This window comes from Roseivivax marinus (genome assembly GCF_900109705.1).
Lineage (GTDB): Bacteria > Pseudomonadota > Alphaproteobacteria > Rhodobacterales > Rhodobacteraceae > Roseivivax > Roseivivax marinus.
The window spans coordinates 38,685-55,953 of record NZ_FOAI01000001.1 but is presented as its reverse complement, the minus strand read 5'-3'; the positions used below and the strand labels follow the sequence as shown (position 1 = coordinate 55,953).

Genomic DNA, 17,269 nt, shown 5'->3' with positions numbered 1-17,269 from the left:
CGAGCGCGACGCATCGGGACAAAGCCCGACCTGCGCCTGACACCGCGCGACCATCGGAGCGGAAGACGTCTGCCGACAAGCATGGGCTGAGTACCGCGCAGACAGCCGCGCCGGCCGCCATTCCCCGACGTTCCGAGCAGTCTCACCGCAAACACCCCCCCGCTGGCAGATCCGGCCGCTCAGGACCCGCCGCGCGGAAACGGCAGTCGGGAGAGAACGCCGCTGTCGACGATGGCACCACCGAAGGTCCGCAGCGCCAGCCAGGCGGCGGCAATCGCCACGGCAAGGCCGCCAAGCCACAGAAGGCCCCGCCGCCCGCGATCGCGCCGGGTGCGGATCACCGGGATCGCCACCACCGGAGACACGCCGAGCTGCCGCTCGAGCTGGCCCGCCGTGCGGATCGCCGGGTTCAAAAGCTCGATCAGCACGGCGATCCCCACGGCGAGGAACAGGCTGACCAAGCCGCCCGCCGCCGCGACCTTGCGCTTGCTGCGGGAAATCGCGGTCTCGGGCTCCAGCGCGGTTTCCAGCACCTCGAAGCGGTCGGCGGCCTCCTGGTCTTGCAGGACCTGCGCCATCTCGGCGTCTGCGCGGCGGCGGTTCACCACGCCGTATCGCTCCTGCAACTGCGACAGGTCCCGCTCGAGCGCGCCAAGCGCGCGCTCGACCTCGGGGGCGCGGGCAAGGTTCGCCTCCAGCCGGGTGATACGCTCGTCCACCAGCGTGCGCTGCTCGCGCAGAAGCGCCACCTGACGCGTCAGCTCGTCCTGACGCAGACGGCTGGAATTGTTCTGCATCGCGATGATCTCGCGGTCGAGAGCCAGCAGGTTCTCCTGCAGCGTGGACAGCTGGTCCCGCAGCGCCACGGTACCTTCCGGCAGCGCCTCGGAGTTCTCGGTCTTGAAGGCGGCGATGGCGCTTTCCGCTTCTGCGATCTCGGAGGCGACGCGATCCGCCTCCGACGCGAAGAACGCCACGGTTTCGCGGGCGCGGGCGGCGCTCCGGGTCTCGGCCTCGGCGATGACCGATGCCATGAGATCGTTGGCTACCGCCGCCGCGTCCGAGGGATCGTCGAGCCGCACGGTGATCCTGAGCCCCGAGGGCGCGATGTCGGTCTGCCAGGGCTGCGCGTTGCCGCGGATCTCCTCGAGCGACACCGCCTGACGCAGCGCGAAGATCCGTTCGTTCATCGAGTCCTCATCGGGGAAGAGACTGTATTCTTCCATCAGCGACAGCAGGTTGTCGCGTGCCATCAGGCGTTGCTCGATCAGTCGCACGCGGCGGCCCGGATCGACCTCGGGCGCGGCCTGACCGGTCATCCGGTCGGGGATGCGCGCGTCCTCGATCTGCACTACGGCGGTCGCCTCGTAGAGCTTGTCCTGCTGCAACGCGACCCAGACCGACGCCGCGCAGCCGAGTGCGGTCAGAAGCACGATCAGGAAAGCCCGCCGGCGCAGGGCCGCGAAGACCTCGTCGGAGCTTTGGAATGCAGTCACGTCCGTTCTCCTTCAGGCCCGCCGCCGGGCGCGCATGACGCGGCGCCGGGCCATGATGTCCGCCCGTGTCCCGGCTCCCGCGGTCTGCGGGCGGGCCGGATCGACTGCGGCGACGGCCGGGCCGGGCACGGTATCGGCCAGCGCATCGACCCGCCGCGCAAGGTCGGCAAGCATCGGGAAGCGGAAGATGTCGGTGATCGACAGGGCCGGCACCGAAAGCTCGTCCCTTATCGCGCGGTGGGCCTCCACCGCCAGCAGGGAATGGCCGCCCATATCGAAGAAACTGTCCCCACCGGAGGGCGTCGGGACCCCGAGGATGCGGGCCCAGATCGTCGCGATGCGCGGTTGCGCGCCGTCGCGATCCGCGTGGTTCCCGGCGGCGTGCGCGACCGTGGCGGCCGCCCCACGTCGAGACGGCGCAGGAGCAATGGCGCGCGCCTTCGGTGCGGCGATGCCAATGGCACGGGCACCGCGGCCCTCGGGCAGCCTCTGATCTTTGTACGCCTCGGCCCGCTCCGTCGGAGCCGCCTTATCCGGAGCCGGCAACGCCCCGCGGTCCACCTTGCGGTTGGGCGTCAGCGGCAACGCGTCCAACACCACGAAACGCGACGGCACCATGATGGCGGGCAGACGAGCGCCCAACCGCGCCTTCAGGGCGCCGGCGTCGATCCCCGGCCCGGCAACGTAAGCCACGAGCCGCAAGTCGCCCGGACGATCCTCCCGCGCGACCACGGCGGCCTGCCGGACATGCGGATCGGCCTCCAGCGCGGCCTCGATCTCTCCGGTCTCGATGCGGTGGCCTCGCAGCTTGACCTGTCCGTCCGCGCGTCCGAGGAAATCGAGCCGCCCGTCCGCGCGGCGGCGCACCAGATCCCCGGTGCGATACATCCGCCCCCGTCCGGAAAGGTCCAGCGCGAAACGCTCGGCGGTCAGGTCCGGCCGGTTCCAGTAGCCCCGCGTGACGCCGGCGCCGCCGATCCACAGCTCTCCCTCTGCCCCCACCGGCACCGGCACGCGGTCGTCGTCGAGAACGTGCAGCGCGGTGTTCGCGACGGGATAGCCCAGGTCCACAACCCCCGCCCCCGGCCGCGCGGCCGAGGTCGCCGACCAGATCGTCGTCTCGGTGGGTCCGTACATGTTGGTGACGCTCGCACCGGTCAGGGCCGCGAACTCCTCGACCAGGGGACCGGGCAGCGCCTCTCCGCCCAGGAACAGGTGACGCAGGCCGGACAACGCGTCGCGCGCGTCGTCGGACATGGCGATCATCCGCGCCATCGAGGGCGTGCATTGCAGGTGGGTGACCCGGTGCCGCACGAGTTGCGCGGCGATGGAAAAGTCGTCCTTTGCGGGTCCGGGCTGCGCCGCCATCCGGTCGAGGGCGCGGGCCAGCGGCCGCAAGCCGTCCAGGACCGCGTCTGGCGCGATGCCGTAGTCGATCAGGCAGGCGATCTCGGTCACGCCGATCGCGGACAGCGCCTCGGCCCGTGCGACCGCGTCATCCTCGGTGCCGAAAAGCCCGCTGTCGGTGAAGTAGCGCTCAAATGCGAAGTCGAGGATGCCTTCCAGCTCGTCCGCCGAGAGCGTCCCGAGATCCAGCTGGTGTGCGGCGTCCACGCCCTGTGGCCGCTTGAACGCCGGAAAGGCCCAGGCGTACTGCTTGATGAGTCCCGCGGCCGAACGCAGGTAGTCCTTCATCGGCTCCCGCGCGATCTCGCGCGCGGCCTCGCGACTGTCGGCGAGATAGGTGTGCAGCATCAGCGTCACGCTGAACCGGGCGGGATCGTGCCCCGCCTCGCGTAGCGCAGCGTGGTAGAGCGCGATCTTCTCGCCCACCTCGGCCACCGATTGCCCCAGAAGATGCGTCAGGACGTTCGCGCCCAGCCGGCCGGCCTCGCGCCATGTCTCGGGGTTGCCGGCGGTGGTCACCCAGACCGGCAACTCGCGCGAGACCGGGCGCGGCTGGGTGACGACCTCGTGCAAGCTGCCGTCGGCACGGGGGAAGGCCACCGCCTCGCCGCGCCAGAGCCTGCGCAGGGTGTCGATGGTCTCGATCATTGCGGGCTTGTTCGCGGGCGGCGTGTTCTCGGGGCGGAGCACGAAGTCGTCCGGCTGCCAGCCCGAGGCGATGGCCAGTCCCGCGCGCCCGTCGGTGAGGTTGTCGATCACCGCCCATTCCTCGGCGATCCGCGCGGGATGGTGCAGCGGCGCAACGCAGGACCCGGCCCGCACCCCGATCCGGTCGGTCACGGCAGCGACCGCCGCTCCGGTGACGGAGGGATTCGGATAGGGCCCGCCGAAGGCGTGGAAGTGCCGCTCCGGCGTCCAGACCGCGCAGAAGCCGGCCTTGTCCGCAAAGCGCGCGCCCTCGATCAGGGTGCGGTACTTGTCCGGCCCGATGCCGTCGTCGTTGCCCCAGTAATAGAGCGACATGTCCATGCCCCGCCGCCGCACCGGCCCGCGCGAGACGGTGCTGCGGTCGGCGTCCGACGCGATCACCACGGTCGCGCCGCGGGCCGTGGTGTAGAAGAGCTCGAGCACGGAGATGTCGAAGCTGAGCGACGTCACCGCCAGCCACGTTCCGTCCGGCTCGGGCACGACGGCGTCCATTCCGGCGTAGAAGTTGGCGACCTGCGCGTGTTCGACCATCACGCCCTTGGGCACGCCGGTCGAGCCGGAGGTGTAGATCAGGTAGGCGAGGTCCCCCGGCACCGCTCGCGGCACGGGCCGTGTCGTCGGAGCCCGCGCCAGACGCGGATCGGTATCGAGGCAGAGCGTCGCGAGGCCCCGGCCCGGCAGCCCGTCCGCCAGCGCCGACTGTGTGACCACCATCCGCGCGCCGCTGTCGGACAGGTAGTGGCGCAGCCGGTCCTCGGGATAGGCCGGGTCGAGAGGCAGGTACGCGCCACCGGCCTTGAGGATCGCGTAGGCGCCGACCACGAGGTCGAAGGACCGCGCGCAGGCAAGTCCGACGACGGTGCCCGGCCCCACGCCCATGCCACGCAGGATGTGCGCGGCGGCGTTGGCGCGGGCGTCCAGCGTGGCATAGTCGAGCCGCCGGTCCTCGAAGATCAGCGCGGTCGCCTCCGGGGTCCGGTCCACCTGCGCCTCGAACAGCGTGTGCATGGTCGCGGGCGTGACGCGCGTTTCGGTGGCGTTCCAGCCGCGGATTGCCTCTGCCTCGGCCTCGGACAGGCGGGGCAGCTCGGCGAAGGGGGTGGTCGGGTCCTCGGCGGCCAGCGCCTCGAGCCGCCGCGCCAGCAGACGCGCGTGCTCGGGCGAGATCCGCGCGGGATCGGCGTGCAGGCGGGTGACGTCGCCCAGTTCCATCGTCACCGCGCAGCCGGGCACCGGCCCGTCTTCGGACAGGCCGATCGCGGGTGTCGAGGCGCCCCGCAGCTCGGGGGCGCGCCGGAACAGGTCGGCGGCGATGGCACCGCGGCGGGCCAGCGCGACCCGCGCGTCGGCCAGCGTTCCGGCAATCGTGCCCAGCGGCGCGGGTGCCACGCGCAGCGGCACCCATCCGGCGACGAGGCCATCTTGGGACAAGCGCGCCACGCCCGACGCACGCCACGCCACGTCACAGGCCGCATCGCTCGCGAGGTGCACGGCAAGCGCAGCAAGGCAGGCCGCATCAACGCGCGGGTCGAGCGTCAGCGTGATCGGCTCTCCGTCCCCGGGCCGCGCGCCCGGGACCGTCGCCGGGACCATCTCCGCCAGCCGGTCGCGCCAGAACGGCTCGTGTCGCGCCACGTCGGGTTCGTTGCCATCCGGCGCTTCGGCCGGCCCGGTGAGCGTCGCCGGGTCGACCGCCCTGCCGTCCATCTCTTCCAGCCGAAGCGCGAGCGCGCCGGTTCCGCAGGCGACGACAGCCGCGCTGTCCCCGGTGCGAAGCACGGCGCCGGGGGACCCGTCGCCCTCCGTGATCTCGGCGGACGCCACGACCAGCACCCGCCCGTCGATCCTCAGCTTCGGCAGGCAGAGCGGGTTCCAGTACGCGCCGTGATCGAGCGCGCGCACCAGCCTTTCCAGTTCATCAGCGGGACGCGTGACGTCCAGCACACCCTGCCCGTCCGGACGATCCGCGCGGCGGTGGACCCTGCGCCGCGACAGGTCCTGCGGCACCCGCTCGGCCGCTCCGGTCCCGAGCGCCGCGAGCAGCGCGTCGAACGATCCCAGAGCGGCCTCGAAACAGCGCAGGTTGAGGGTCAGCGCGGTGTCGTCCGGCGCGATGTCGACGGCGCGCTCCACGAGGATGTCGCCCTCGTCCACGCCGCCCTCGATCAGGTGCCAGGTGATGCCGTGGCGACGCTCGCCCTCGATCAGCGCCCAGACCGGCGCGTTGAGGCCCGCGTGGCGCGGCAGCGGCCCGTCGTGGAAGTTCACCGCGCCCTGCCGGGGCACCGCCAGCATGGCCTCGGGGATCAGGTCGAGATTCGCGATGCTGAACAGCCAGTCGCAGGGCACATCGGCCGGGGGCGTCTCGGGCGCGCGGACGGCGAGGCCCGCGTCGGCGGCCCACGCCCGCACCGCGTCCGAGCGGGTCACCACTGCCGCGATCCGATGCCCGCGCGCCAGCATCGTGCGGCCGCATTCCAGCGTCAGGGTGTCGTTGCCCCAGAGAATCGCGACGAAGGCACTCATGTCCCCGGCTCCTTCACGGATGGTGCGGCGTGGACCGGCGTCCGCATCCGGCGCAGCGCGTGGCGCGCCATCCGCACGCCGCCCGGCAGGCCGCGTGGCGGGGCGACGCCCTTCACCGCGTCCTTGACCCGGCCCAGCGCGGCGCCCGCGAGGTGCGCCAGCGTCGCGCCCGCGGCGGCGCGTCTCCCGCCCCGAGCCTCGAAGTACCGCCAGCGGCTGTCGAACCAGTAGTCCGGCACCTGCGACCACGTCGACATGCCGGTCGAGACCGATCCGAGATGCATCACCCGGCTCTCGGCGACGTAGTGCACGGCATGGCCCGCCTCGGCGCAGCGCCGGCACAGGTCGGTCTCCTCGAAATAGAGAAAGTAGCCCTCGTCGAAGAGGCCGATCCGGTCCAGCACGGCGGTCCGCATCATCAGCGACGCGCCCGACAGCCAGTCCACCGGACCTGTCTCCCGCGGGACCGGCATCGGCACCCGGCGCCGGGACAACATCCGCGTGACCGGGCCGAACCGCACCGCGCCCTCGAACTCGGACAGCGCCGAGGGAAAGCGGAAGGCGGTCTGATGCACCGCACCGTCCTCGCCGACGATCGCGCTTCCCGCGAACCCCGCCTCGGGATGCGCCTCCAGGTGATCGACCAGCGCGCGGATCGCGCCCGCCTCGGGGAAGGCGTCGGAGTTGAGGATGTAGATGTAGTCCGGCGCCATGCCATCGGCGCGGCCCGTCCGGATGCCGGCATTCATGCCCGCGCCGAAACCGCCGTTGCGCCCGCTCTGGACCACGCGCACAGGCACCGGCCACGACCCCTTGGCGAGGCCCGCGCGCAGGTGCGCCTCGGACCCGTCCCCGCTGTCGTTGTCGACGACCACCACCTCGGCATCCAGACCGGCGAGCGCCGTCGCCGCGGCGCGGGTTGCGCGCAGGCTCATGTCTGCGGTGCGCCAGTTCAGCACCACGACCAGGAGGCGGGGGGAGGTCCCGGTCATTCCGCGGCCTCCAGCCGCCGGAACGGCACCACCCGCCCGGCGGCATCACGCTCCTCGGCTTCGGCGCGGGCGATCGCGCGTCCCAGCGTGCGCGCGAGAACGCGGACGTTGGGCTCCAGCACCATGGAATCGTGGTCGCCCGGAACCTCGTGCACCTCGACACAGGGAACGAAGCGACCCCAGTCGTTGTCGTGGAAGAGGTAGGCGCGCTGGCTGTCCACCCAGCGCCCGCCCGACACCTTCCAGTGGCCCTTGAGCGGTGGCCGGAACAGCGCCAGCCTCCCGTCCCAGGGCTGCACCTCGTAGGCCGCGGCGGCCTCGAGGAAAGCGGCCTCGATCTCGGCATCGTGGAAGCGCGTCTCTTCCGCGGTCCGGACCGGCGCACGACGCTTCGCGATCTCCCAGGCGACGCGGTTCCTGGCCCATGTCAGCGGATAGGTCAGACCCCGGCGCCGAAGTTCGTGCAGCTGGATCAGCGCACGGTCCCGCGCCAGCAGCGGCCGGCGCTGCGGCAGCGGCGTGTCGAGAAGGGCCACCAGCGCCACCCGGTCGCCCGCGGCCTCGAGCTGCCGCGCGATCTCGAACGCGGTGATCCCGCCCCCCGAGAACCCGCCGATCAGGTAGGGGCCATCCGGGCAGACCTGCTTGATCTCGGCAATGTAATCGCGTGCCGCCTCGGGGATCGTGCGGTGCGGCGCGGCGTCGCCGAAAAGGCCGCGGGCCTGTAGGCCCCAGAACGGCCTGTCCTGCCCGACGAGATGCGCGAGGTGCCGCAGGTTCAGCACGTTGCCGAACATGCCCGACACAACGAACAGCGGCGCCTTCGGGCCACCCGAGCCCTCGTGCATGGCGACTAGATGCATGAACCGCGGCTCGCGGGCCGGTCGCGCCGGTTCCGAGGTCGCCGCCGGCCCGGTCCCCGTCGCGCCGCGGCGCCCCTCTATCAGCGCGGCGCAGGCGCGGATCGTCGGTGCCTCGAACAGCACCGAGATCGGGAAATCGACCCGGAAGGCCCGGCGGACCTGCGAGAACAGCCGCACCGCGATCAGGCTGTGGCCGCCAAGGTCGAAGAAGTCGTCGTCCACGCCCATTTTTGCCACGCCCAGAAGCTCCGCCCACATCCCCGCGAGGGCCTTTTCCACCTCTGTCTCGGGGGCGGCATAGTCGCTGTCGAGGGTCGGGCGCTCGAAGGTGTGGCCCTGCGCCTCGGGGCGCGCGGCCTCGGCGGTTGCGCGGGTCAGCGCGCCCATGTCCATGGACGACACCACCACCTGCGGCACGCCCAGCGCCATGGCGCGGGCGAAGGCGTCGGCGCCCTCCTGCGGCCGGATGCCCTGGTCGAGCGCCTGCACCAGCCGCTCTTCCGCCGGGGACAGGGGCGCGTCGCCCGGGGTGGCCTCGACCTCGATCTCGGCGGGCGTCGGCGGCGTGGGCCGCGCGAGGCTCTGGGGATCGGCGAGACGACGGAGTTCGAAGCCCTCGATCTCTACGGCGACGGCGCCGTCGGGCGCGGCCAGCGTCACGTCGAACCGCGTAGCACCCTCGTGCGCACTGTCGCCGCCGGACAGCCGCACCCAACTGACGAGGCGCGCGGGCAACGGCGCATGGATGGTGATCCGGTCGTAGGACAGCGGCGCCCAGAGGTGGCTCGGGCGGTAGTCCGCGACCAGCTCCATCGCCCACCCGGTCGCGATGTCCAGAAGCCCGGGATGCAGGACGAAGCCCGCGTCGCCGCGCGCTGCCGCGGGCAGGGCCAGTTCGGCCAGGCCCTCGCCCTCTCCCAGAGCGCGCGACGTCAGGACCCGCCAGCGCGGCCCGAAGGCCAGGTGCGCTTCCTGCTCAATGGTCAACGTGTTGCCGGGGGCGGTGTCCTTCGACGGACGGAGGCGACCTCGGATCGACGCCAGGTCGAGCGGGATCGGGGCCGCGTGCGGGCCGGGCGCCGCGGTTCCCTGCGCGCAGAGGACGTGGCCCGCGCGTCCCCCGGCGTCCGCATCGGCCAGCAGCTCGATGCGGTGCCCCGCCCCTGAACCGGTCAGCCGCACCCTCAGGTCGCGCGCGCCGGATTCGGGAATGGTCACCGGACGCAGGAAGGTCACGTCGCGCAGCTCCACCGGCGTCTCTACGCCCTGCGCGGCGAGCGCGTGGACCATGAGCGTCAGCGTCCCGGTCCCGGGCAGCAGCGCCTCACCAGTGCGCAGGCGGTGCTCGTCGGCGATCCAGTCGGTGGCGGCGATGCGCGTCTCGATCACGCGGCGCCCGTCCCGGTCGAAGCGCGCGGTGTCCAGCAGCGGTGCGGCGACCGGCTCGGGCAGCGTGTCGGTGGCAGAGCCGGTGCGCGCGGCGACCGCTTCGGCGGCCATGCCCACCTCGGACCAGATGCCCCAGTTCAGGGCGACGACCCGCGTGCGACCCCCGGCCCGCGCCTCGGCCCAGGCGTTGAGGTAGGCGTTGGCGGCGACGTAATCGACCTGTCCCGCGGGCGCGGTCACCGTGGAGGACGAGGCGAACAGCGCCATCCACGTCACGTCGCCGTCCGGGAACACGCGGGCCAGCACGTCTGTGCCGTGGATCTTCGGTGTGAAGACCTCTTCGACCTGCGCCGGCGTCTTCGACAGCAGCGGCGCGTCGGCGATCACGCCGGCGCCGTGGATCACGCCGTCCACCGGACCGAAGCGCGCCTCGACCGCCGTCCGGGCCGCGCGCATGTCGGCCTCGTTGCAGACGTCGGCCGAGAGCCACATGACCTCGGCCCCGGCCGCCTCGAGCGCACGGATCGCGGAAATCCGGCGCGAGACACGGTCCTGTGGCGCATGGGTCCGCAGCCAGTGGTCCCAGCCGGAACGCTCCGGCACCTCCCCCCGCGCGACCAGCGCGATGCGCGCGCCGCGGGCAGCCAGCGCGCGGGCAAGCGTCAGGCCGATACCGCCGAAGCCGCCAGTGAGGAGAACGCAGGATGCTTCGGGCAGCGGCGCCTCGGGCAACGCGCGCGGCTTCATCGCCTGTTCGTAGCGGCGACCGCCGCGCAGGGCGGCCCAGCGATCGCCAGGCGCGGCCAGCAGCTCCTCCAGCACGTCGCGCACCGGCAGATCGCGCGGGCGGCGCCGCGGCGCAACCGGCAGGTCGAGGTCGAGGACAGCCACGCGAACGCCCGGCACCTCGCGCGGGATCACGCGCGCCGGTCCGGCGATGGTGGCCTTGGCCGGATGCGGCAGCGCCTCGTTCCGGACGCGCACCGCACCGTTGGTGAAGACCGTGAGCGGCAGCGCGCCCGACGGCGCGTCCTCGGCCAGCACCTGCCCGAGCGCCAGCAGCGTCTCGAAGCCCTGCTCCTGCACCCGGTGGTAGAAGCTCGATCCCGGACGGTGGCCCTCGTCGCCCGTGACCAGCCAGTAATGCGCGATGCGGTCGGGCCGCGTCCCCCGGGCCGAGAGATCGCGGAACAGCCGCTCAAGCTCGTCCCGCGCGCGTTCCGGGGCCAGCGTGTAACGTCCGGGCGCGGTCCGCGCGAAGACGTCGCCCGCACGCACCTCGACCACATCGTGACCGACCGCGCGCAGGCGGCGGGCGGCTGCCTCGGCCACCCCGCACCCGTCCACGAAGAACAGCCACGTTTCCGGTTCGGCCTCGTGCAGACCATGCTCCACGTCGATCTCGACCGGGGCGGTGCGCGGGCGCCAGGCCGGCACCCACCCCCAGCGCGCCACGTCGTCGATGCGGGCGGGCAGGGTCGCCGGGGCGGCCTCGGGCTCGGCCGGGGCGATGTAGTAGGGCTGGCGCTGGAAGGCGTAGCCCGGCAGCACCACGCGATTGCGCCGCCCCTCGCCCCAGACCTGCGCCCAGTCGGCCTCGACGCCCAGCGCCCAGAGCCGTCCCACGACCTCGAGGTGGTGCCGGTCGTCGGCGATGGCCTCGTCCGGGTGCCGCAGGCTCGACACCACCGCCTGTCCATCCACCTCGGGATGCTGCCGCGCGAGCGAGGCCAGCGCGCGCCCCGGTCCGACCTCGAGAAACACCCGGTCCGGCCGCGCGAGCGTTCCGACGCACTCGGCAAAGCGCACCGCGTGGCGCAGATGCTCGACCCAGTAGTCGGGCGAGGTCGCCTGCGCGTCGGTCATCCACGTCCCGGTGCGGTTCGACGCGAGCGGGATCCGCGGGGCGCTGAGCCGGATGGTCTGAAGATGCTCCCGGAATTCGCCGAGGATCGGCTCCAGCGTTCGGCTGTGCGCGGCGATGTCGATGACAATCCGCCGGCACTCGATCCCCTCGGCTGCCAGCTCTGCCTCCAGCCGGTCGAGCGCCCCGGACGGACCGGAGGCCACGGACAGCCCCGGCGCGTTCTCGGCGGCAAGGTCGAGGTCATCCCCCAGGAGCGGTCGCAAGGCCGCCGCGGAAAGCGGGACCGACAGCATCCCGCCGCCCGGGAGCCGGTTGAACAGCGTGCCCCGCAGATGGACGAGGCCGATCATGTCCTCGAAACCCATCACCCCGGCGACGCAGGCCGCGGCGTTCTCGCCCATCGAGTGCCCGGCGAGGGCGGCGGGCACCACGCCCCAGCTTTGCCACAGCTCGGCCAGCGCCACCTCGACGATGGCGATCAGCGGAAGCTGAACCGACGGGCGCCGCATCCGCACCTCGGCGGCGGCGCTGTCGTCCTCGGGGAACAGGTCGTCGCGCGGATCGGTCCCGGTCAGCGTCGCGAGGTGGTCGAGCCCGCGATCCATCCACTCGGCGAAGACCGGCTCGGTCTCGTAGAGGTCGCGCGCCATGCCGGGATATTGCGCGCCGCCGCCGGGAAACAGGAAGGCCACGTCCGGATCGGACAGCGCCCGGTGATCATGAACGCGTGCGGCATCGCCCCCGGACAGCAGGCGCGCGGCCTCGGCGTGGGACTCGGCCACCACCACCCGCCGCCGCTCCAGCGGGCGCCGTCCGTCCTTGAGCGTGAAGGCCACGTCCGCCAGCGGCTGCGTGGCATCGGCGCGCAGATGCGCGGCCAGCCGGTCGGCGTTCGCGTCGAGCGCCGCCTTGCTGCGCCCCGAGAGGGTCAGCACCTGGAACGGGAAGGCAGACTCGTCCGACGGCGCGCGCTCCGGCGCCTCTTCCAGCACGAGATGCGCGTTGGTGCCGCCCACGCCCAGCGCGTTCACCCCGGCCCGGCGCGGGCCGTCCGAGGGCCATTCGGTCAGCCGGTCGGCCACCCGGAACGGCGAGTTCGCGAAGTCTATGGCCGGATTCGGCGCCTCGTAGCCCAGCGACGGCGGGATCTGGCGGTGATGCAGCGCGAGCGAGGTCTTGATGAGCCCCGCCACCCCGGCCGCCGTGTCGAGATGGCCGATATTGGTCTTCACCGACCCGATGCGGCAGCGCCCCACGGCATCCGTGGTGCGGCGGAAGGCCTGCGTCAGCGCGGCGACCTCGATCGGGTCGCCGAGATAGGTGCCGGTGCCGTGGCACTCGACATAGCCGATGCTGCCCGCATCCACGTCCGCCACGGCCAGCGCCTCGGCCACCGCCTGCGCCTGTCCGTCCACCGAGGGCGCGAGGTAGCCGGCCTTGGCCGCGCCGTCGTTGTTGACCGCGCTGCCCTTGATGACCGCCCAGATGTGATCGCCGTCGGCGATGGCGTCCGCCAGCCGGCGCAGCACCACCACGCCCGCGCCCGAGCCGAACACCGTGCCCTGCGCGCGATGGTCGAAGGCGTGGCAAGCGCCGTCCGGCGACAGGATCTCGTTCTCCTTGTGGAGATAGCCCCGCCCCTGCGGCAGCTCGATCGTCACGCCACCGGCGAGTGCCATGTCGCATTCGCCGTTCAGCAGCGCCTGCACGCCGTAATGCGCGGCCACCAGCGAGGTCGAGCACGCTGTCTGGACGTTCACGGACGGGCCGGTGAGGTTCATCACGTGGCTGAGGCGGGTGGTCAGGAAGTCCTTGTCGTTGCCTGTGTGACGCAACAGGAACAGCCCGGTCTCGTCCACCAGGTCGCGGTGCGAGCGCAGGTTCTGGTGGTAATAGGTGCCCTCGCCGCAGCCCGCGAAGACGCCGATGCGACCCTCGAAGGTCTCGGGCGCGTGTCCAGCATTGTCGAACGCCTCCCACGCGGTTTCGAGAAAGCGACGGTGCTGGGGATCCATGATCGCCGCGTCCTTCTGCGACAGGCCGAAGGCGTCCGCGTCGAACATCTCGAACCCGTCGAGCATCGCGGCGGCGGCAACGTAGTTGCGCTGCCGCATGCGGGCCGGATCCTCGCCCGCGGCGCGCAGGTCCTCTTCGGACAGGGGACGGATCGCGCACACCCCATCGCGCAACGCCCGCCAATAGGCGGCGATGCCATCGGAGCCGGGCAGATGCGCGGCCAGTCCGACGATGGCGATGTCCGTGTCGGACACCGAGGCATGGTTCTCCGGTGCAGTCATGACTTCGGATCCTATCCGTCGAGTGACCGGCTTACCCGTAAAATGGGAGTGAATTTAGGCAGATTTGAGGATTCGTGTCCGCAACCGGGCACGACAGTCGAAAGATGGCGGGATCGTCCCGTTTCACGCAACGGTGCCGGGCCGCCCTCACAGCCCCGCCACCGCGCCCGCGTTCACCCAGAGCGCAAGCGCCGCGACCGCCGCGCCAAGGGCGAATCCCGCCGCGTCGTGCAGCGGGTCCCACGCGCCGGTGCGCCGGGCGAGCCAGGCCACCGCCGGGTAGGTCGCAAGATGCGCGGCCACCTGCCCCCAGAGCGCGCCCGGCAGACCGGCCAGCTCCAGACCGATCAGAAGGCCGGCGACAATGACCGTGGCGCGGGTCGCGGCGAGGACGAAGAACCGCCTCGAATCTCCTGCCGCCAGCGCCGCCTGGTCGTAGGTCAGCCCGACGATCTGCGGCACTTGCGCCACCGCCAGCAGGACCACCACGGCCCCCGCCGCCTGGTAGCGCGGGTCGTAGAGAAGCCCCACCGCCCAGACGCCAAGAAGTCCCGCCGCCCCGGCCATCGTCATCAGCAGGCCCGTGACCAGGAACCGCATCCGCCGCAGCTTGAGGAAGTTCGCCCGGCTCTGCCTGGGCGGCGCCTCGCGGTAGACCGGGATCAGCACCTTCCGCATGACCACGTGGCCCAGCATCATCGGCACCGAGGCGAGGAAGTAGCCGATATTGTAGACCCCGAACCGGTCGAGCGGCAGGTAGCGGCCGATGATGATCTTGTCGCCCTGCATGAACACGAAGCCGCAGACCGTGGAGAGGAAGATCCACTTGCCGAAGCCGATCAACTCCCGCGCGGCCGGACCCTCCCAGCGGAAGCGGTTGCGCTCGCCCGGCAGGTAGCGGTCGAGGAAAACGAGGTTCGCGGCCTGGCTCACCAGCCCCGAGACCACCAGCGCCCAGACCGATCCGGTGGCCCAGGCCAGCCCGATCGCCACGGCGAGTCCAACGAGCTGCGTGACGATCTCGATCGCCGTGACCCGTCCCAGAAGCAGATGCCGCCCCGCGGTCTCGAGCCGCGTCGGGTTGAAGCCAGCGATCGCCAGCGTCAGCCCGGCCACCGGCAGGAGCTGCGCCAGCATCGGCTCGTCGTAGGCCCAGGCCATGGGCCATGCCAGCGCCGCCGCGACGGCGGACAGGATCAGGCCCCGGCCCACCTGGATTGTCCAGGCGGTGTCCAGGAAGTCGCGGTCGTCGCCCCGCCGCGATTGCAGGATCGCGGGCGTGATGCCGACGTCCGAGAACATCGCCAGCCCCTGCATGAACACCGACACCAGCGCCATCAGGCCGAAGGCTTCGGGAAACAGGAGCCGCGTCAGGATCAGGTTCGACAGGAGCCTCAGGAACTGAGTGGTCGCGAAGCCGCCCGAGGTCAGCATCGACGACCGCAGCGCCCGCGCGGTCAGCGAGGCGCCGCGGAACCGGTTCACGAGGCTCGCGGCGATCACCGCCCGCGGCTCCAGCCGCCATCGGTGCGCGGCGTCAGGCGCACCGCCGCCGCGACGCCCGCGTAGACGGCGAAGCCCGCCGGGTCGGCCAGCGCGGCGCGCGCCTTGGCGGCGGGCGGAAACGGTAGGGCGTCCTCGTTCCGGACAAGCTCGGGGAAGCGTCGCCGCACCTCTTTCACGCCGCGATCCTGCCGTCGGCGGACGCGGACGAGCGCCGCCAGCCCCTCGACCACCGGCCAGCTGTAGGGGGCGGCCACGGCCCGGCGCTCGTCAGGGGCGAAGTGCAGGCGGGCGAAGGTGTCGTCGGACACGATGTCGGGGAACGCGCCCCAGCGCGACCGCCCGTCCGCGTTCACCGCGAAGAACCCGCAGCCCGGCACGCCCTCGGCCATGAAAGGCACGCGGCGCCAGAACCGGGCGTAGGCGCGGCTCCATCCGCTGGCGGGGGTGGCGAAGACCAGCCGCCCGGACACGAACCGCGCGCCCGGGGAGGTCAGCGCCTGCACCGTCTCGGCCAGAAGCGTCGGTGCCACCACGACGTCGGCGTCGAGATAGGCCCGCGCCCCGCTCCGCGCCGCACTGTCGCCCGCGTTCAGCGCCGCGGTCTTGTTGCCCTCGTCCCGCTCGATCACCTCGAGGCGCCAGCCACGGTCCGCGAAGCGACGGGCATGGGCGCGCGCCCGCGTGGCGGTGTCGTCGGAGCAGCCATTGGCAACCACCACGACCTCCACACCGCCGGGCACCTCGGTCGAGGCGGCCACGGCGTCGAGGCACATGCCGATCAGCCCGGCTTCGTTCGACGCGGGCAGGATCACGGACAGCGCCGGCTCCCGCGGCGTCGGATCGGTCGAGTGGTTCAAGAACGTCACACTTGCGGATTTTAGGTCACACCGGCCCCGGCGTGATCGCAGGGCAGTGTGGCCAATTCATGAAAAATCATCAACGCTCCGGGCACTGGGGAAGCTGCACATCCACGACGAAGTGAAAGACAGGCGGTTCACGTGACCCGACCCGCGCGGATCGGTTATCTTGTGCCCCAATTTCCGGGGCAGACCCACATCTTCTACTGGCGCGAGATCGCGGCGCTGGAGAAGCTGGGGCATGACGTGCGTCTGCTCTCCACCCGCAAGCCCCCCGCCGGCCTGATCTCCCATGACTGGTCCGCCGACGCCATCGCGCGGACGCGCTACCTCGGCCAGGTGGACCCGGTCGCCGCCGCCCGCGCCTTGACCGAACTGCTGCCGCGCGGCCTGAACATGTGGATGCTGTCCGGCGGCATCGGGTTCTCGCGCGATGCGCTCCTGACCCTTTCGGCGGCGTGGCACCTGCGCCGGCTCGCCCGCGCCGAGGGGCTCGACCACGTCCACGTCCATTCCTGTGGGCGTGCCGCACTGATCGCCGCGCTGGCCGCGCGCATGGACGGACCGGGCTATTCGCTGACGCTGCACGGGCCGCTGTCGGACTACGGCCCCGGCCAGCACTTCAAATGGAGCGGCGCGGACTTCGCCACGATCATCACCGAGACCCTGCGTCAGGAGGCCGAAGCCACCCTGGGCGACGCGCTGCCCGAGCGTGTGATCGTGCGCTCGATGGGCGTCGACACCGAACGCTTCCGCCGCGAGACGCCCTACGAGCCCGTCAGCCACGGAAGGCCCATGCGGCTGTTTTCCTGCGGGCGGCTGAACGTGGTGAAGGGACATCAGGACCTGATGTCGGCGGTGCGTCAGCTGCTCGACATGGGCGTGGACGTCCGCCTCGAGATCGCCGGAGAGGACGACGAGGGCGGCACCGGCTACCGGCGCGAACTGGAGGCGCACCTCAAGCAGCTGCACCTGCGCGACCATGTGAAACTGCTCGGCGCGATCGACGCGGACGCGGTGCGCGACAAGCTTTTGTGCGCCGACGCCTTCGTGCTGGCCAGCTGGCACGAGCCGCTGGGCGTGGCCTACATGGAGGCGATGGCCTGCGGCGTGCCCGTCTTCGGCACCGATTCGGGCGGCGTGCGCGAACTGATCCGCGACGGGCGCACCGGCATCCTCGTGCTGCCGCAGAACCCCGGCGTCCTGGCGCGCGCGATCCGCGACTTCGCCACCGACCCCGACTATGCCCGCGAACTGAGCCGGGCAGGCCGCGCCCATGTCGAGGCGCACTTCGACTCGCGCATGGGCGCCGAGGCGCTGTCAGCCGAGATCGAGCGTGCGGTGGCGGCGCGCCGCTAGGG

At 72.1% G+C, this 17,269-nt stretch carries 7 protein-coding genes; 1 reads left to right on the top strand and 6 read right to left on the bottom strand.

Features of this window, described 5'->3' with window-relative positions:
* Nucleotides 1–179: 179 nt before the first annotated feature.
* The 6 genes from BMX29_RS00190 to BMX29_RS00165 form a co-directional block, all read right to left on the bottom strand.
* Complete coding sequence (locus BMX29_RS00190) at nt 180–1,496, bottom strand: GumC domain-containing protein (protein WP_092809446.1); 1,317 nt, start codon at nt 1,494–1,496, stop codon at nt 180–182.
* A gap of 12 nt (nt 1,497–1,508) precedes the next feature.
* Nucleotides 1,509–6,137, bottom strand: coding sequence for a MupA/Atu3671 family FMN-dependent luciferase-like monooxygenase (locus tag BMX29_RS00185; RefSeq protein ID WP_092809444.1), 4,629 nt, complete (start codon nt 6,135–6,137; stop codon nt 1,509–1,511).
* A complete protein-coding gene (locus BMX29_RS00180; RefSeq protein WP_092809442.1) occupies nt 6,134–7,129 on the bottom strand; it encodes a glycosyltransferase family 2 protein in 996 nt (331 codons plus the stop codon). Before BMX29_RS00180 ends, BMX29_RS00185 begins: the two co-directional genes overlap by 4 nt.
* A complete protein-coding gene (locus BMX29_RS00175; RefSeq protein WP_092809440.1) occupies nt 7,126–13,545 on the bottom strand; it encodes a type I polyketide synthase in 6,420 nt (2,139 codons plus the stop codon). Before BMX29_RS00175 ends, BMX29_RS00180 begins: the two co-directional genes overlap by 4 nt.
* Before the next feature lie 147 nt (nt 13,546–13,692).
* Nucleotides 13,693–15,045 carry an oligosaccharide flippase family protein gene (locus BMX29_RS00170; protein ID WP_244889125.1) on the bottom strand — a complete coding sequence of 451 codons (1,353 nt, stop codon included), beginning with the start codon at nt 15,043–15,045 and terminating at the stop codon, nt 13,693–13,695.
* Nucleotides 15,045–15,917 carry a glycosyltransferase family 2 protein gene (locus tag BMX29_RS00165; protein WP_280513606.1) on the bottom strand — a complete coding sequence of 291 codons (873 nt, stop codon included), beginning with the start codon at nt 15,915–15,917 and terminating at the stop codon, nt 15,045–15,047. The genes BMX29_RS00170 and BMX29_RS00165 overlap by 1 nt, the downstream gene beginning before the upstream one ends.
* Nucleotides 15,918–16,049: 132 nt before the next feature.
* Between BMX29_RS00165 and epsE the strand changes: the two genes are divergently transcribed.
* Nucleotides 16,050–17,267 carry an exopolysaccharide biosynthesis GT4 family glycosyltransferase EpsE gene (gene epsE, locus BMX29_RS00160; protein ID WP_092809438.1) on the top strand — a complete coding sequence of 406 codons (1,218 nt, stop codon included), beginning with the start codon at nt 16,050–16,052 and terminating at the stop codon, nt 17,265–17,267.
* Nucleotides 17,268–17,269: the final 2 nt, after the last annotated feature.